This is a genomic window from Ancylobacter koreensis (assembly GCF_023016525.1).
Taxonomy (GTDB): domain Bacteria; phylum Pseudomonadota; class Alphaproteobacteria; order Rhizobiales; family Xanthobacteraceae; genus Ancylobacter; species Ancylobacter koreensis.
The window spans coordinates 58,604-74,541 of the sequence record NZ_JALKCG010000007.1; the positions used below are offsets into that span (position 1 = coordinate 58,604).

At 69.2% G+C, this 15,938-nt stretch carries 18 protein-coding genes; 13 read left to right on the forward strand and 5 right to left on the reverse strand.

Annotation, left to right across the window (positions count from 1 at the left end; translation table 11 throughout):
* Nucleotides 1-2: 2 nt before the first annotated feature.
* A complete protein-coding gene (locus MWN33_RS15425) occupies nucleotides 3-197 on the reverse strand; it encodes a hypothetical protein (RefSeq protein ID WP_247201933.1) in 195 nt (64 codons plus the stop codon).
* Nucleotides 198-359: 162 nt separating this feature from the next.
* Here MWN33_RS15425 and MWN33_RS15430 point away from each other — a divergent pair, with 162 nt between their 5' ends.
* Both MWN33_RS15430 and MWN33_RS15435 read left to right on the forward strand, forming a co-directional pair.
* The gene (locus tag MWN33_RS15430) at nucleotides 360-731 is read left to right on the forward strand and encodes a hypothetical protein (RefSeq protein ID WP_247201934.1); all 372 of its coding nucleotides are present in this window, start codon (nucleotides 360-362) and stop codon (nucleotides 729-731) included.
* An 82-nt stretch (nucleotides 732-813) separates the two neighbouring features.
* Entirely contained in the window at nucleotides 814-1,371 is a 558-nt protein-coding gene (locus MWN33_RS15435) for a hypothetical protein (protein WP_247201935.1), read from the forward strand.
* A 5-nt stretch (nucleotides 1,372-1,376) separates the two neighbouring features.
* On the opposite strand, the gene MWN33_RS15440 is transcribed toward MWN33_RS15435, so the two are convergent.
* On the reverse strand, nucleotides 1,377-1,811 hold the full coding sequence (locus MWN33_RS15440) for a DUF6524 family protein (RefSeq protein ID WP_247201936.1): 435 nt from the start codon (nucleotides 1,809-1,811) through the stop codon (nucleotides 1,377-1,379).
* Nucleotides 1,812-1,948: 137 nt separating this feature from the next.
* On the opposite strand from MWN33_RS15440, the gene MWN33_RS15445 reads away from it, so the two are divergent.
* From MWN33_RS15445 to MWN33_RS15460, 4 genes are all read left to right on the forward strand, one after another.
* A complete protein-coding gene (locus MWN33_RS15445; protein ID WP_247201937.1) occupies nucleotides 1,949-3,163 on the forward strand; it encodes a hypothetical protein in 1,215 nt (404 codons plus the stop codon).
* Nucleotides 3,160-4,680, forward strand: coding sequence for an ATP-binding cassette domain-containing protein (locus MWN33_RS15450; RefSeq protein ID WP_247201938.1), 1,521 nt, complete (start codon nucleotides 3,160-3,162; stop codon nucleotides 4,678-4,680). The genes MWN33_RS15445 and MWN33_RS15450 overlap by 4 nt, the downstream gene beginning before the upstream one ends.
* Before the next feature lie 93 nt (nucleotides 4,681-4,773).
* Complete coding sequence (locus tag MWN33_RS15455) at nucleotides 4,774-5,244, forward strand: hypothetical protein (protein WP_247201939.1); 471 nt, start codon at nucleotides 4,774-4,776, stop codon at nucleotides 5,242-5,244.
* An 85-nt stretch (nucleotides 5,245-5,329) separates the two neighbouring features.
* Nucleotides 5,330-5,728 carry a hypothetical protein gene (locus MWN33_RS15460; RefSeq protein WP_247201940.1) on the forward strand — a complete coding sequence of 133 codons (399 nt, stop codon included), beginning with the start codon at nucleotides 5,330-5,332 and terminating at the stop codon, nucleotides 5,726-5,728.
* Between the two features lie 224 nt (nucleotides 5,729-5,952).
* Here the strand turns inward: MWN33_RS15460 and MWN33_RS15465 are convergent, their stop codons facing one another.
* On the reverse strand, nucleotides 5,953-6,528 hold the full coding sequence (locus tag MWN33_RS15465) for a hypothetical protein (protein ID WP_247201941.1): 576 nt from the start codon (nucleotides 6,526-6,528) through the stop codon (nucleotides 5,953-5,955).
* 265 nt (nucleotides 6,529-6,793) lie between these two features.
* Here MWN33_RS15465 and MWN33_RS15470 point away from each other — a divergent pair, with 265 nt between their 5' ends.
* The 4 genes from MWN33_RS15470 to MWN33_RS15485 all read left to right on the forward strand — a co-directional run bounded on the left by MWN33_RS15470 (nucleotide 6,794) and on the right by MWN33_RS15485 (nucleotide 10,803).
* Nucleotides 6,794-8,281: an efflux RND transporter periplasmic adaptor subunit gene (locus MWN33_RS15470; protein ID WP_247201942.1), complete on the forward strand. Its 1,488-nt coding sequence runs from the start codon at nucleotides 6,794-6,796 to the stop codon at nucleotides 8,279-8,281.
* Nucleotides 8,282-8,290: 9 nt separating this feature from the next.
* Nucleotides 8,291-8,647, forward strand: coding sequence for a hypothetical protein (locus MWN33_RS15475; RefSeq protein ID WP_247201943.1), 357 nt, complete (start codon nucleotides 8,291-8,293; stop codon nucleotides 8,645-8,647).
* 61 nt (nucleotides 8,648-8,708) lie between these two features.
* Nucleotides 8,709-9,503, forward strand: coding sequence for an MlaA family lipoprotein (locus MWN33_RS15480; protein ID WP_247201944.1), 795 nt, complete (start codon nucleotides 8,709-8,711; stop codon nucleotides 9,501-9,503).
* 268 nt (nucleotides 9,504-9,771) lie between these two features.
* Entirely contained in the window at nucleotides 9,772-10,803 is a 1,032-nt protein-coding gene (locus tag MWN33_RS15485) for a cation diffusion facilitator family transporter (protein WP_247201945.1), read from the forward strand.
* Nucleotides 10,804-10,823: 20 nt separating this feature from the next.
* On the opposite strand, the gene MWN33_RS15490 is transcribed toward MWN33_RS15485, so the two are convergent.
* Together MWN33_RS15490 and MWN33_RS15495 are read right to left on the reverse strand one after the other, a co-directional pair.
* Nucleotides 10,824-11,258, reverse strand: coding sequence for a DUF6524 family protein (locus MWN33_RS15490; RefSeq protein ID WP_247201946.1), 435 nt, complete (start codon nucleotides 11,256-11,258; stop codon nucleotides 10,824-10,826).
* A gap of 1 nt (nucleotide 11,259) precedes the next feature.
* Nucleotides 11,260-11,682 (reverse strand): DUF6524 family protein, encoded by a 423-nt coding sequence (locus MWN33_RS15495; RefSeq protein WP_247201947.1) that lies wholly within the window; start codon nucleotides 11,680-11,682, stop codon nucleotides 11,260-11,262.
* Nucleotides 11,683-11,836: 154 nt separating this feature from the next.
* Here MWN33_RS15495 and MWN33_RS15500 point away from each other — a divergent pair, with 154 nt between their 5' ends.
* The 3 genes from MWN33_RS15500 to MWN33_RS15510 are packed head-to-tail and all read left to right on the forward strand — an operon-like array spanning nucleotide 11,837 to nucleotide 15,935.
* Nucleotides 11,837-12,718 (forward strand): hypothetical protein, encoded by an 882-nt coding sequence (locus MWN33_RS15500; protein ID WP_247201948.1) that lies wholly within the window; start codon nucleotides 11,837-11,839, stop codon nucleotides 12,716-12,718.
* Complete coding sequence (locus MWN33_RS15505) at nucleotides 12,715-14,862, forward strand: MFS transporter (RefSeq protein ID WP_247201949.1); 2,148 nt, start codon at nucleotides 12,715-12,717, stop codon at nucleotides 14,860-14,862. The genes MWN33_RS15500 and MWN33_RS15505 overlap by 4 nt, the downstream gene beginning before the upstream one ends.
* Nucleotides 14,859-15,935, forward strand: a complete 1,077-nt coding sequence (locus tag MWN33_RS15510) for an ABC transporter substrate-binding protein (protein WP_247201950.1) — start codon at nucleotides 14,859-14,861, stop codon at nucleotides 15,933-15,935. Before MWN33_RS15505 ends, MWN33_RS15510 begins: the two co-directional genes overlap by 4 nt.
* Nucleotides 15,936-15,938 lie beyond the last annotated feature (3 nt).

The following is a 15,938-nucleotide window of genomic DNA, read 5'->3' on the forward strand; positions in this document are numbered from 1 at the left end:
AACTATTTCAGTGAGCCGGGAAGCGAGGTTTCCGGCCGCATGTCAACGACATCGCCGCCGATGATGCGGGCGCCGTGCGAGGTCACGCCGGCATCCGCCTCCATCAGCACCTCGCTGGACAGCTCGGCCGAAATCTCGACCAGCAGGTCGGCGGCGAGGCCGAGCACGATGACGGCGACGGGAACGAGGTAGAACATGGGCGACCTCCAGGCGGTCCCGAGAATAGGAACGGCGCGCGGCAGCGTAAAGGGCCATGCGCGCGCGCTCCCTTGCTCCCGACGCGGAACGGCGCATGATGGCGCCTGCGGCACCCGTCCGCGCGCGCCCGCGCCGGCAATGGCCGCCCGAGGCTTGCCGCGATGAGCGATCCGACCGGCGATTCGACCCCGCAACCGGCCGAGGATGTCGCCCGCGCCTCGCCCGCGCCGGCACCGGGAATCGGCGACGAGCCGATCCGGCCCGATCCGCAGGCGCCCGAGCGCCCGTTCAGCGAGGCCGAGGCGGCGCTAGAGCGCGAGCGCTGGCTGCGCGCGCAGTTCGAGCGCGAGCATCAGGTGACGATGTCGGTCATGCGCATCCTGCTCGGCAGCGTGCGCGAGCAGAGCCGGCGGATGCACTTCTGGCGCTGGCTGATCGACGATCTGCGCTCGGAGCGCCGCCGGCAGGAGGCTCTCTACCGTACCGACGGACAGGTCGATTCGGCCTTCGGGCGGCGGCCATGGACATGGTAGGGCGCGTGACGGCGAATGAAGGCGAGGAATGGGTGACATGCTGACCCGAGACAGGCGAAGCCCGGAAATCGGAGGAGCAGACATGGCGCGGCAAACGATCGGCCGTATCGCCGGTGTGGCCGCGGCGTTCGTGCTGGCGGCGCTTTTCCTGCTGGCACCGGCGCCCGCGCAGGCGCAGGACGGGCACAATCACGGCGCCGTCGCGCGCACCATCTCGGTGGCCCCGCGCACCGAGGCGCGCATCGGCAATCAGGAGGCCGTGCTCGCCTATGACCGCAACAAGCTGGTGCTGTTCCTGCAACGCTATTCCGACGGGCAGCCCACCACCGGCGCCGAGATCGGCGTGACCATCGACTTCGTGCCGGTCACCTTCGAGGAGGTGGCGCCCGGCACCTATGTCGCCAGCGACGTGATGCTTGCCGCCGGCCGCAACGAGCTGGAGGTGTCCTACAAGATCGGCGAGCGCGAGGGCACGGACACGCTCATCCTCAATCTGCCGCAGGGTTCCTCGGCGACCGGCGCGGCGGCCAGCACCCGCGCGCCGGGGGCGGCGGTGTCCGGCCTGCTGCTGGCCGCCATCGCGCTCGCCATCTACGCCGGCACCACGGCGCTTCTTGCCGCGAGGTCGCGAACGGCGTGACCACTTCAGGCGTTCAGATTGTCCACGCTCACCTGACCCGTCAGCATCACCCAGGCCGAGGCCCAGCACATGCCGATGGCGATCAGCCCGCCATACATGTAGAGCACGATGGGCAGCAGGTCGCTCATGTCGTGCAGCGGGATGATGCCGGCATCGACCAGCAGGTAGGCGAGCGCGCCGAGGAAGGCGACGGTGAGCGCGATGCCGGGCGCGCGGAGCTGGCGCACCGTGACGCGGATCAGCAGCACGTAGACGATGGCGTAGAGGCAGAGGATCGGCAGTTGCACCAGCCAGTCCTGCGCCCAGCGCTCGCTTATCCAGTGGACCAGCGAATAGCCGCTCGCATTGTAGGTCGACATGACGAGGAACAGCGCGCCCATAAGGCGCACCACGAACATGGCGAGGCCGAAATTGCGCGGGCGTGGACGGCGGATACGCAACGGGGTCTCCTGATGCCGCAGCCTGTGCCCGGCCGGAGGCGGCTCCCGCAGGGAGCGGCGGCAATTCTAGAGGCTCGCCGGCCCCGCGCAAACCGTGCCGGCGGGGGCACTCCCTTTCATGGGGGGAGGGCGGCGTCATGATGCCGAAGCTTGCCCTTCCCCGTGCATCTTTCGCGCGCCTCGCCACCGTGCGTCTGCCCACGCTCAGCCTGCGCATGCAATATGCCGGCGGCGTTGTCGTCTCGGCCGCAATCATCGCCGGCTTCGTCGGCGCCGCCTACCGCGTGCTGCCGCATGCGCCGTCGCCGGCGCGCATGATGTATTTCCGCGAGCCGCAGCCGGCGACCATCGGCTATACCGGCACGGTGCCGGTCTTCGTCATGAAGCCCGACCACAGCGTGGTGCGGCACGGCACCGCCGAGATGGGCGCCGGCGGGCTGATCCGCGTCGACCTGTTCCCGAGCACCATCAACGAATATGCCAACGCCACCGAGGCGCTGCTGGCCGATCCCAGCCTCGGCATCTTGTGGGCGGCGGCGACCGACACCTCGCAGGCGGAGCTGCGCCACCGGATCACGCTGGTGCAGGACATGGCGGCGCAGACCATCGAGCGGGTCATCACCTCCGACGTCTTCACCGACGACTACCGCCCGGTGCTGCGCGCCATGCTGACCGACGCCATCTCCAGCGCCTGGCGCGACCCGCGCACGCAGAAGGCGGTGGAGGGGCTGCTCGCCAATGCCGAGCCGGCGCTGCGCCGCACACTCAACGGCGAGGTGCGCCAGATTCTCGTCAGCCGGCTCTCTGCCGCCATCTGGCAGATGCTGCGCGCCAACTGGGCGAACGCTTTCGGCGTGCCCTTCGGCTACGAACTCGACTACGAGCCCGCCATCCGCGCCATGACCGAGACGCTGGCCGACCCGCGCCTCCAGCACGTGCTGCTCGGCTTCGGCCGGGCGCAGCTGGAAACCCGCGAGGCGCGCCAGCTCGCCGAGCGCCTCGTGATCGGCAGCTTCGACGCGCTAATGCGCGACCGCCGCGTGCCGGCGACGGTCTCGCAGATGTTCTGGGACGTGCGGCTGCGGGCGATGCTGCGGCCCTTCACCAATTCGCTCTTCGCGCTCGCCGGGGCTCTGCCCCAGCATCTGGGCGGGCTCGGCTCGGAGAGCACGCTGAATCCGCTGGCGGCCCACGTGTTCAAGGCTTTCGCCGTGGCCTCGCGCACGCCGCTGATCCTTCTTGTGACGCCGGCCGATCTCGACCGGCTGCAGACCATGGAAAGCGACACGGCGGTGACGCTGCAGCGCGTCGCTGCGGGGGCAGCGTCAGGCGCAGGGGAGGCGGCGCCTTGAGCGGGCAGGTGCTCTCCATCTCCGGGCTGACCATCACCACGCCCAACGGCGTCGATCTCGTGCGCGACACCCATTTCGAGGTCGGCGCGCATGAGCTGGTGATCATCATCGGGCCGAGCGGCAGCGGCAAGACCAGCATCATCAACACGCTCTGCGGCCTGATCGACGAACGCGACGGCGAATGGAAGATCGCCGGCCGGCTGAGCTATGGCGAGCGCGAGATCGACCTTTCGACCAGCCGCAGCGACATGTGCGGCCTCGTCTTCCAGGGCAACGCGCTGTTCGACGACCTGAGCGCCGGCGAGAATGTGAAGATCGCCGCCGACCATGCGGGCGAGGGCGCGCGCGGCTTCGACGCCACGCCGATCATGTCGCTGCTGTCCGACATCCGGCCCGAGCAGCCCATCGCCTCGTGCAGCGGCGGGCAGAAGCAGCGCATCGCCATCGCCCGCACGCTGATCGCCGGCCACCCGATCCTGATCCTCGACGAGCCCAATTCCGGGCTCGACATCATCTCTTCGCGGCGGCTCGCGGGCATCATCAAGGACATCTGCGTCCAGCGCGGCACGCCGGTGCTGATCGCCGCGCATCATGTCGACGATCTGCTGCCGCTGGCCGACCGGGTGCTGATGCTCGACACCCGCGCGCGCACCGTGCGCCCGGTCGCGCCCGACATGGCCTCCATCGAGCGTGCCATGCGCGGGCTCGACAGCGAGGGCGAGAGCGCGCTCGCCGCCGCCGAAACGGGCGCCACCGCCCCGCAGGCCGACGCCTGGCAGGGGCTGGCGCGGCGCGGCCGTCCCGGGCGCTGGTTTGCGCGCTACTTCGCGGAATATTTCTGGGTGCTGTGCGCCTCGCCCTTCATGCTGGCCTACCTGGGCCTCGGCGGGGCGATACTCGGCTTCGTGTCGATCTGGTTCGGCTTCAACTACCACGCCTTCGGCGGCTATCTGAAGTCGATCCTGCACGACGAGACGCTGGCCGGCATCGGCTTCGTGCAGACGACGATCTCGGTACCGCTGATCGCCTCGATTCTCGTGGTGGCGCGCAACAGCGCGGTGATCTGCGCGGATCTGGGCAACCGCACGCTCTCCGCGCAGCTTCCCGCGATGCGCAACCTCGCCATTCCGGGGCTGCGCTACCTCGTCGTGTCGATCCTCGTCGCCAATACGCTGTCGCTGGCGCTGCTCACCGTCGCGGCGCTGGCCACCGCCTCATGGTCGGCGCTGCAGACCTGGCAGGTGTTTTTTCCCGACCAGCCGCCCGAGTTCTGGCAGGAGAACTATTTCCGCCGGCTGATCGAGGCCGGCCCCGCGCTTTACGCGCAACTGGGCTGGGTGTCCGCCAAGATTGTACTGAGTTCGGTACTCGGCAGCGGGGCGGCGATCCTGATCGGCTTGCGCCCGAAATTGTCGGTGGTATCGATCAACAACGCCATCGCCAAGGCTATCGTGATCGGCGTATCTTTGACGCTGCTGTCGCATGCGTTCTTCGCGATAATGCAATTCTGGCGATGACGCCGGTGAGTTCGGGTCACGCCGGTGTCGCCCGGCGTGGCGAAGATGGGGAGAAGGATGGCGTTGCGGCGCCGTCCGGAATCGGGGCGGGCAATGCCTAAGCAGGACACGACGGGCGATCGTTTCATGGGCTATGTGGAGCTGGCGGCGCTCGACCGTCCGTTCCTCTCCAAGTCCGAGGAGCGCCGTCTGCTCGAACAGGGCATCTCTCAGTTCGGCCTCGATCCCTCCGACGCGCGCGGCATCGTGCTTTATGTCGCCCAGCAGCAAGGCCTGCGGCTGGAGCGCGAGGTGGACAGCCGCATCCTGCCGATCCTGTCGCGCTATGGCGGCAGGCGGAAGAAGATCAATAAGAAGAAGTTCCGCGAGGCGTCCGCGCTGTACAACGAGCTCGCCGGCGGCGTGCTGAGCGAGGCCGAATCGCGCCAGTACGTGAAGCAGGTGATGGAGCAGAACAAGTTCCGTCCCAAGCGGAACATGATGATGTCGCGTGGCTGGTATGATAAGATCGGCAAGGAAAAGAAGTCGGCTTCGATGCTGCAGCTTCCTTTCCGCAACGTTTGAGGCCGTGCCTTACGCATTCCGAATGGTTGATCGAGCGCCCCGTGACCGATGCGGGACCTGCGGGCGCACAGGGGGACGGACGTCGATGCGCAAATTGATCCTCGCCTTCACTCTCGCGGCCTTCGGCGCGATGAGCGTGCTGGCCACTCCGGCGTCGGCGCAGACCGCGCCCCCGGCGACGCTTCCCGCGCCGACCGTCGAGGCGGCCCCCGCCACTTCGCTCTCCTCCACCGTTCCCGCCCCGGCCGACCCCAACGCCATCGATTATTACCGCGTGGCGGCGATCACCGCCGGTGCGGTCGGCGGCATCATGGTCGCCAATATGCTCGCCGCGGGCCTTGCCGGCGGGGCGGCGGCGACGGCGGGGGGCGCCGCCGTGGCGTCGGGCGCCAGCTACGCCATGACCACGGGCCAGGTCGCGGTTTCCGCCGTCGGCGCGGTGGTCGGCGGCTATGTCGGCGGCTGGATCTACGGCAGCAACTGAGCCCGACCGAAGCGGGTCCTATGAACCGGCGACAGCGATCCGGCGATAATCTGCGGTGCATTCCCGGGCGGCTCAGCCGCCCGGTTTCGTTTGCAGGCGCGCTTTCTCAACGGACCGCCCGCCGGACCTGCCGAGCAGGACATCCCGAGCAGGACTTTCGAAGTGAAGATGGAGACGCCCGCGCTCCGGCGGTCGGCGTCGATGAGCCGCTCCGCGGGCGGCGATTACTGGCTGACGGTGCCCGCGGTGGCCGGGCGGTTGGCGGTGCGCCACTCGCCGAGCAGCGCGTCGGAAAGGCGGGCGAGCGCGTCCCGCACCTGCACGGGGTGCGATTCGGCGGGCGAGGCGACCAGCACCGCGCTCTGCCACATCACGACATAGCCGCTGCGGATCCAGCCGGCATCCTTGTCGAAGAACGAAGCCTTCTTGTAGGCACCGAGCATCAGCGTCGAATTGCACAGGCCGCTGTCGCCGTCGCGCACCGACAGGATGGTGATGACGCCGAGATTGGCGTCCGATTCGGTCGGCTTGAGCCCGCCGGATTCCAGCCCGTGCTGCAGCTCGCGCACCAGCGCGATCGATTCGATGCCGCAATCCAGCGATTCGACCGTGGTGGGGCTGATGGTGACGCGCAGCGCCTGCACGCCGCGGAAATCCATGTCGCTGGCGAGCCCCTGCGCGGCGGCGGGGTCCGCCATAATGCCGCCGGCCAGCCCGGCGAGAAGGCCGGCGAGAAGGCCGGCGACCAGCAACGTCGCCGCACGGATTCGCAGGGGCCGGTTCGTCAGGCGCCGGTTCATGGAGCGTTTCCCGAGAGTGAACCACGAGAATAGGCGGCGGCGGCTCCATATCAAGCGCAATCGCGCCCACCGGCACGGAGGCGCGCTTTGCGGGTTCCTCGCGGTAACTAAAAACCGCCTTTCCGGCCGCGAGGAAACCTTGGCGCGCCGGCCCTGGAATACCCGCGAAATTCTTCGCGTTGCCGTAGGGACGTGCTAGAGTTTCAACGCTCGGCCCGCCGGATGTCCCCCGCGCGTGCCGACGGGGCCGCGGACCGGGATAGCTATGTTCTACTACGTTGTGACCACGCTGGTTTTCGCCGCGTCCATCGCCGTGACGGGCATCGTCACCGAGGTCGGGACGAAATATGTCGCGCGCTATTTCATCGAGAATGAAAGCGGCGATTTCGGCATCAACCCGCCGGCCGATCCCGCGAAGGACCCGGCGGCGACGCCGGCCAGCGCGCAGCAGATGCGCGAGGCGACGGTGACGCCGGACGGCCGGCGCATTCCCGGAACCAGCTCCAGCCCGGTGCTGCCCATCCTCGTCAGCAGTGCCGACGGCGCGCCGGTCGCCGCGCTGCTGCCCGCCACCGCCACGCGGACACGCGGTGCCGACGGCTCCTACCGCGTCGCCTCGCTCTCGGACGGCCTGCCGCTGAAGGAGGCGCCCGCCGGCGCGGCGCCCGACGCTGCCGCGCCCGCAACGGCGGCCGCCGAGCCGGCGCCGGTTCCCCCGCAGTCGCAGCCGCCTGCGGCGCTCGATCTGCTGCGCGACACGCCGCACCGGCGCCCGGACGGCTCCGCCTTCCTGCCGATGTCGACCCAGCGGGTGTTCTCGCTGCGCTGGACGACCAGCCACACCGCCGATGTGGCGATGGCTTACGAGATTCCCGGCCACGTGATCACCGACCCGTCTACCGGCACCACGGTGGCGGTGCCGCTGGCCGGCATCATCGAGGCCAATGCCGGCACTTTCCCGTATCTCGGCATGCCGGTGCGGCGCGGCGACCTGCTCGCCTATCTCCAGCCGACGGTCACGGTGTCCGAGCGCGCGCAGATCGAGGCGCGGATCCAGCAGCTTTCCAACCAGATCTCGCTCGCCGAGAAGCAGATGGAACGGCTCGGCGACGTGCTGTTCGTGCGTTACCGCACCAACAAGATCGAGGCGATGAAGGTGCAGATCGACGGCTACCGGCGCGAGCTGGTGTCGCTGCAGGGTGCGCTCGACCGCCGCGAGACGCTGCGCGCCACCGCCGATGGCGTGATCTCCAAGGTTTCCGCCGTGGTCGGCGGCACGGTGAGCCAGGGCCAGATCGTGTTCGAGATCGTCGATCCCGAGGCGCTGTGGGTAGAGGCCGCCGCCTACGATCCCGCTATCGCCCAGAATGTGCGCTCGGCCACCGCGATCGCCGGCGACGGGCGCTCCTTCGCGCTGGACTTCATCGGCGGCGGCATGACGCTGAGCAACCAGGCCATTCCGCTGCGCTTCCGCGTCGTCGGCGCTCATGAAGGGCTGTCGGTCGGCAAGCCGGTGACGGTGATCGTGCAGCAGAACAAGACCATCGCGGGCATTCCGGTGCCCGCCGCCAGCGTCATCCGCGACGCCGACGGCCGCTCCATCGTGTGGGAGCGCACGGGGGCGGAATCCTTCATGCCCCGGCAGGTGCGCGCCACGCGCATCGCCGGCAACCGCATGGTGGTCGAATCCGGCCTCTCCGACGGGGCGCGCGTCGTCACCGACGGCGCCAGCCTGCTCAACCAGATCCGATAGGAGCGCGCGGTGGCGAGGCTGGCAATCCTGCTCACCGCCGCCCTGCTGGCCCCGGCGCTCGCTGCGGCACCGGCCAGAGCCGCCGAGCCGGCGGGCCGCGTCAACGTGCATGTCACTGCGCTCGCGCCGGCCGTCGCCTTCGGCCAGCCGGCCCGGCTTCCGACCGCCGACGAACACGCCTTGGGCGCCGCGCAGGCGGGAACCCGGGACACCGGTAGCGGGTTAGAGCTTCCGGCACAGCAGATGCTGGTCGGTGCGGCTCTGCTGGGGGGCGCCTTCGCGCTCGGTCTCGCGGCCACAGGTTCCCTCTCCACCGCTCTCGGTGCGGCGGGGGCGGTGGTCATCGGTTACGCGGTGCTGCCCTGAGGGCGCACCAGTCATATCGCAGCCGCGCGGCAGGGGCCGCCCGGAACAGAAGGAGCGTCGCATGATCCGGGCCTGCAAGACTTTCCTGCCGCTCGCCTTCGCCGGCGCCGTGCTGCTCTCGGCGCCCGCCTCCGCGCAGACGGCCGCCACCTCGGCGGCGTGGGACCCGCTGGAAACGCTGAACCGCGCGACCTACGCCTTCAACGTCGCCTTCGTGGCGGTGGTGGCCGAGCCGGTGATCAGCGCCTATCGCTCCAGCGTGCCGGCCTCGGTGCAGACCGGCATCGACAACGTGTTCACCAATCTGCGCGAGCCGCTGACCGCGATCTCCAGCGGCGTGCAGGGTGACATGAACAATCTCGGCCTGTCGGTCGGGCGCTTCGCCATCAACACGACGGCCGGTATCGGCGGCATCTTCGATGTCGCCACGCGACTGGGCTGGGTGTCGCGGGCCGAGGATCTCGGCACGGCCTTCTGCAGCTACGGCGTGCCGACCGGCCCCTATCTCGTACTGCCCTTCGTCGGCCCGACGACGGCGCGCGAGGCGGCCGGCACGGTCGTCACCTACGGCATCACCTATGGCGCCGCGCATGACTACACGCTCGGCTATGTCGTCGCCGACCGAGTGGTCGCCGCCGCCAGCGACCTGCCGCTGACGCAGGTTACGGTAACGCCGACCGAGGCGCCTGCCGCGACGCCCGCCCCGGCCACCGAGACCGCCACCACGGTGACGGCGCCCAGCTACGAGGCCAGCCGCGACGAGTATCTCGCGTTCCGCCAGCAGCTCTGCACCGACTCCATCCCGGCGGCCGACCTGAAGCCGAGCCCGCTCGGCGGGGTGATCCGCGTCAACTGATCCCGCGAGGCGGGCGCTCGCGCCCGCCGCCTTCCGCCTCAGGAGGCGCGGCACGCGTGCCGCGCCATCGCTCCCCCAAGAAGGGGCATTTCCCAAGCCCAGATTTGGCGGCCGCGTGCCGGCGAATCCTCCGGCTCTGGCGTCCGCCGGCCCGACACGCCGGTGTCACGGCTCCCGTGCCAGCTTCATCTCTCCCAGCTTCGGCTCTCCCAGCTTCCGACAGCCCGTTTTCGCTGACACGCCCGCTCCCCGCCAGACGGACATCCCGATGAACGCCTCCGCCGAGCCGGCGTCCCCGCCGCCCGATCACGCCTCGCACGACCATGCCAAGCACGATCACGCGCCCGGTGCGCATGCCCGCGGTGGCAAGGGCGGCCATGGGGCGGGTGACGGGCACGACCACGGCATTTCGGTCACCGACGACAGCCAGAACCGCGTCTTCTGGGTGATGATCTTCACCGGCGGCTACATGATCGCGCAGGCGACCGGCGGCTGGCTGTCCGGCTCTCTGGCGCTGATCGCCGATGCCGGGCACATGCTGTCCGACACCATCGCGCTGTTCCTGTCCTGGATGGCGTTCCGCCTCAGCCGCCGCCCGAGCGACGCGCGCCGTACCTTCGGCTATCACCGCTTCCAGGTGCTGGCGGCGCTGGCCAATGGCGCCACGCTGTTCCTCATCGCCATATGGGTGGTCTACGAGGCGATCGAGCGCTTCGCCCAGCCGGTCGAGGTGCTGGGCGGCCCGATGCTGATCGTTGCCGTCATCGGCCTTCTGGTGAATGTCGGCGGCGTGCTGGTGCTGCGCGGCGGCGACCGGCGCAACGTCAACATGCGCGGCGCGCTGCTGCATGTGGTCGGCGACCTGCTCGGCTCGGTGGCGGCGATTTCGGCGGCACTGGTCATCCTCGCCACCGGCTGGATGCCGATCGACCCGATCCTGTCAGTCTTCGTCAGCCTCCTGATCCTGCGCAGCGCCTGGTCGCTGATCGCCTCCTCGCTCAACATACTGATGGAAGGCGTGCCGGACGAGCTGCAGGGCACGGCGGTCTCCGACGAACTGATGACCATTCCGGGCGTCGCGAATGTCCACCATTTCCATGTCTGGGGGCTCACCGGCGAGCGGCTGCTGGCCTCGCTGCACCTCGTGCTCGCGGAGGGCGCCAGCGCCCGCGAGGTCAAGGCTGCGGTGCGCGCGCGCATGGCCGAGCGTTTCGGCATCGGCCATGTGACCATCGAGACCGAAGGGCCCGACGAGCACCCCGAGGGCATGCCGCCGCTCTTCGTCACGGCAGGGCACTGAGCTCGCTGTTCCGAAGCGGTTCAGGGCGGCGTGCGCAGCACGTCGCGCTCGCCGGAGATGCGCTTCTGCACGAAGGACCAGCTCGTGCCGACGCCGATCACCATCGAGATCCAGAACAGCACGAAATAGGTCGTGATGTGCACGTCGTCGAAGGCGAAGAAGCCGAGGCCGACGCCGGCGATGAGCGACATGATGACCAGCAGCGACAGCGCGGTGACGCCGAAATAGCCGATGGACAGGAAAGCCATGCGGCCGAAGGCGACGAGGCAGGTGAACAGCCCGACGCCGACGAAGAACTGGAAGGTGGTCGGCCCGCCAACCTGCTGCGTTACCCAGTGATAATAGGAATAGCCGCTGGGATTGTAGGTGGCGAAGACCAGCGTCGTCGCCGTCAGCCCGCGCCTCGCGAACAGCCGGAAGAAGTCGATCGGCGGATTGATGTCCAGCCGGGCCATGTCAGACCGGCGAGTTGAACGTCACGTCGGTGGAGTCGACCTGGCCGCTGAGCCGGTTGCGCAGATGCGACCAGGACAGGCCGGACGCATAGACGCAGGCGAGGATCACCAGCAGCGTGAAGGTGAAGACGCGCGGGTCCTCCACATGCAGCAGCCCGTTCTCGATCAGCACCCAGGCGCCGGAAGCGAAGGTCGCGGTGAGCAGGCCGATGCCGATGACGCCGAGCGAGCGCATGCTGGAGAGGATCGCCACCACGTGCAGGATCAGCAGCAGCACGCCGACGAGGATCTTCGCCGAGACGAAGCCGGCATGCTCGGTCAGCCAGTGGAAATAGGACAGCGCGTAAGGGTTATAGGTGCCGAGCACCAGCGCGAGGCCGGAGAGCAGGCGGGCCAGAATGTCTCCCGGTCCGAACTCGTGCATGGCTCAGGCGATCTCCGCGTGCTGGGCGATAAGGGCTGTGTTGGGCGCCCATCCGCTGGCATTTCGAATTCGTTGGGCTAAACATGCCTCTCGCAAGGTCCGCCCGCGAATCCAGTATAGGCGGTCGCGGGCTTGCGTCCACCACGGGGCAGATGTGCCGATCCGCGCGCCAAGCCGCCCGTTCTCCGCGGGCTCGTTTTTCCGTTCGCTGCGCGCCTCGCTGCACGCCACGACCTTCGTCACGCTGTCGCTGCTGATATCGCTTGCCTTCGTGCTGGCGCTGGCGACGCTGCTGAACTATTCGAAGTTCCTGACCACCTACACCGAGCTGTCGGACCGCCGGGTCGCGCTGGTGACGACCTGGACGCGCGATTCCATCGAGGTCCTGCTCAATCTCGGGCTCGAACTGAAGGGCCTGCACGCCGCCTCGGCGATCTTGGAGCAGGCCAAGACGCGCTATCCGCATATCGAGAGCATCTCGCTGTTCGACACGGCGAGCGGGCGCATCCTCTATTCCACCTCGCCGGAACTGCTCGGCAAGCCCACGCCGCATGCCTGGCTGGAGGCGCAGGCGCATTCGACCAGGCCGACCTGGAACATCGCCCAGGAAGACCCCGCCGTCGCCGGCGTCCGGCTCGATTCGAGCTTCCTCAAGGGGCTGGGTGGCATCGCCATCGTCCATTCGACGACGCAGGCGCGCGAGAAGATCGCCCGCATGCGCGACGAGCTGGTCATGACCGCGCTGGGTGTGTTCGGCGCCTTCGCGGTTCTTGCGGTCGCGCTGGCCTTGCTGGCGACGCGCGGCATGCGGCGCACGCTGCGCGGGCTGACCGAGGCGCTCGACCCCTCCACCGGCACGCCGGCGAAAAGCCAGGCACCTCCGGGGCTGCGGGGGCCGCTCTCGGCCTTCCGGCAGGCGGTGGAGGCGGCGGAAAGCGAGCTGGCCGGCGCGGAGAAGGAACTGGGATCGGGCGCGCCGCGCGAGGGCGCGGAGGGGGCGCCCGCGCCGGCCGGTGCCGGAGGGGCGCGGCCATGACGGACGCGACGGTGAGCGAGGCGACCGAAAGCGGGGCGCAGAACGGCGGGCCGGCCGGTGCCGCACCGGGCCGGGACGAGGCCGGCGCAGGCAAAGCGGCGACGGCCGATATGGCACGGCTGCGCACCCGCATCCTCGTCATCACGCTGGCGCTGGCGCTGGCGGCGGCGACGCTTCTCTCGCTGCGCACGCACACCCTGTTCAAGGACATGCTGGCGCCGGAGATAACGCAGAAGGCGGATATCGTCGACGAACTCGCCACGCAGGATATCGAGAGGGCGCTGGGCTTCGGCATTCCGCTCGACCGCCTTGTCGGCGTCGAGGACTATCTCGAGCAGCTTCTGGGCGCGCATGCCGAGATCGCCTATGCCGCCGTGGTCGACCCCGACGGCAAGGTCAAGTTCTCCGCCGGCGACGATCCCGAGGAGATCGCGGAGGAGTTGCAGGGACCCGTGGCGGGCTTCGCGCTCGGCAGCATCGACCGCGAGATCGTGTGGGAGGGCGGGCGCCAGATGGTGCTCGGCCGGGCCGAGGGTCCGGACGGCAACACGGCGGCGGTGATCGTGGTGCGCCTCGATTCCCGCTTCGTCGACCGGCAGTTCGAAGATCTGGCGCAGGATGTGTTCATCGTGCTGCTGGTGGCGCTGTTCCTGGCTTTCGAGATGGCCGTCGTGCTGCTCACCGGCCGCACGCTGCGTCCGCTGAACCAGCTCATCGAGGCGGTGGAGGCGGGCGGGCAGGGCAATCTGCACCGGCGCATTGCCTATCGCGCCAATGACGGCATCGGCCGCGTGGTGCGCCATTTCAACAGCCTGATCCAGGGGCTCAACGAGCGCTACCGCCGCCTTGTCGAGCATGCCGGCGAGCGCCCGGCGCTGCACGCGCGGGTCGCCGCCATCGGGGCGCGCTTCGGCCTGACGGAGGGGCCGATCGACAGCTTCGGCATCCGCGCCGCCGTCACCGATATGCGCCTGCCGCTGTTCGTCTTCGTGATGGCGGAGGAACTGCAGAAGTCCTTCCTGCCGCTCTACATCGCCTCGCTCGACGCCAATGTGAGCTGGCTCTCGCCGCAGCTTCTGATCAGCGTGCCGATTTCGGTCTACATGGCGACGCTGGCGCTGGCGACGCCGATCTCCGGCTCGTGGTCGGACCGCTACGGGCCGCGCCGCATCTTCCTCGCCGGGCTGATGGTCGCCATCGTCGGCTTCCTCGCCGCCGCCGCCGCGCACAGCGTGCTGGAGCTGATCGCCGCGCGCGCAGCGGGCGCGGTGGGCTACGGCATGTGCACCATCGCCGCGCAGGGCTTCATCGTGCAGGTGACGCAGAAGGAGGAGCGCACGCAGGGCGTCTCGGTTTTCGTCACCGTGCTGATGTCCGCGAGCATCTGCGGCACGGCGATCGGCGGCATCATCGCCGACCAGCTCGGCTACCGGGTTGTGTTCGTCTGTGCCGCCGCGCTGGCGCTCGTCGCCGGCCTGCTGGCGCTGCGCATGATGGCGGGCGTCGCGCCCACCGAGGAACGCCGACGCTTCCGCCTGTCGGATCTGGGCATCGCGCTGCGCAATCCGCGCTTCCTCGCGCTGGTGCTGTTCGCCGCCATTCCCAACAAGATCGTGCTGACCGGCTTCCTGTTCTACGCCGTGCCGCTCTACCTCGCCGGGCTCAACGTCTCGGAAGCCGAGACGGCGCGGGTGATGATCCTCTATTCGCTGGTCATCGTGCTCGTCGGGCCGTGGGTCAGTCGGGTGGCGGACGAGCGCGGCTATGGCTGGTCGCTGGTGATCGTCGGCACGCTGCTGTCGGGCCTCGCCATGTTCCTGCTGGCGGTGCGCTCGGACATTTACGGCGTTGCCGGAGCGGTGGTCGCGGTGGCACTGGCGCATGCCATCTCCATCTCGCCGCAGATCGCGCTGGTGCCGGAAATCTGCGCCGACGAGATCGAGCGCGTGGGCCAGACCACGGTGCTGGGCGCGCTGCGCATGCTGGAGCGCATCGGCAGCGTTATCGGCCCGATGATGGTGGCGGCGATCGCGGTGCGCTTCGGCTATACGGCGAGCCTGATGGCGATCGGCGGCCTGATCGCGCTGTGCGCGCCGGTGCTGCTGCTGGCGCAGCGCGGAACGCGCAGGGGGGCAGAACGATGAGGGCGAGGGGAGGCTTTCCCGTCCGCGCGGCGATGCTGCTGCTCGCGCTCATGCTGCTGGCGTCTCCCGGCGGACTTGCCGCGCAGGAGCGTGCGGGCAGGGCGGCCGACCCGCGCGCGCCCTTCAAGGTGATGATGGTGCTGTGGCGCGGCTGCGAGGATGCCTGTCGGGGCTTTCAGGACTACCTCTCGTTCCGCGGCGTCCCGGTGCAGTATGTGATGCGGCAGGCCGGCACGCTGAACCTGAAGTTTCCCGACCTCGTGGCGGAGGCGCGCGCGCTCAAGGTCGACCTCGTCGTGACCTGGGGCACCACGGCGACGCTCGGCATGGTCGGCGAATACGACAAGCCCGATCCGGCCCGCTACCTCACCGATATTCCCGTGGTGTTCATGATCGTCACCGACCCGCTGGCGACGAAGGTGGTGGAAAGGCTGGAGCGGCCGGGGCGCAACGTCACCGGCACGCTGGTGATCGTGCCGGAGGAGACGCAGCTGCGGGCGATCCGCTCCTATCTGCCGTTCCGCCGCATCGGCATCGCCTATAATGAGGACGAGGTGAACGCGGTTTCCTCGGTCGAGCGGGTGCGGGCGCTGGCCGGGGAGATGGGCTTCGAGCTGGTGGCGCTGCGCGTGCCGCGCGACGAGGCCGGCAAGCCGATTGCCGCGTCGCTGCCGGACGTGGTGCAGCAGCTCGCCGACGCCAAGGTAGATCTCATCTATATCGGCTCCAGCTCGTTCATCCTCAACAATCGCGACGTGTTCACCCGCGCGGCGGTGGAACGCGGCCTGCCGGTAGCGGCGGCCGGCGAGGTGCCGGTGGTGGAGGCGGATGCGCTGCTCGGGCTGGTGAGCCGCTATTACACGGTCGGCCAGCTTACCGGCACGCGGGCCGAGCAGATCCTCGTCGACGGCCGCAAGCCGGGCGACATCCCCGTCGAGGCGCTCAGCCGCTTCTCGCTGATTGTCAACATGGAGGTGGCGCACAAGCTCCACCTCTATCCGCCGCTGCTCATGCTGAACGCCATCGAGGCGATCAAGACCGGCAGGCCCCCCGCCGGCGCCGCCGCGCCATGAGGA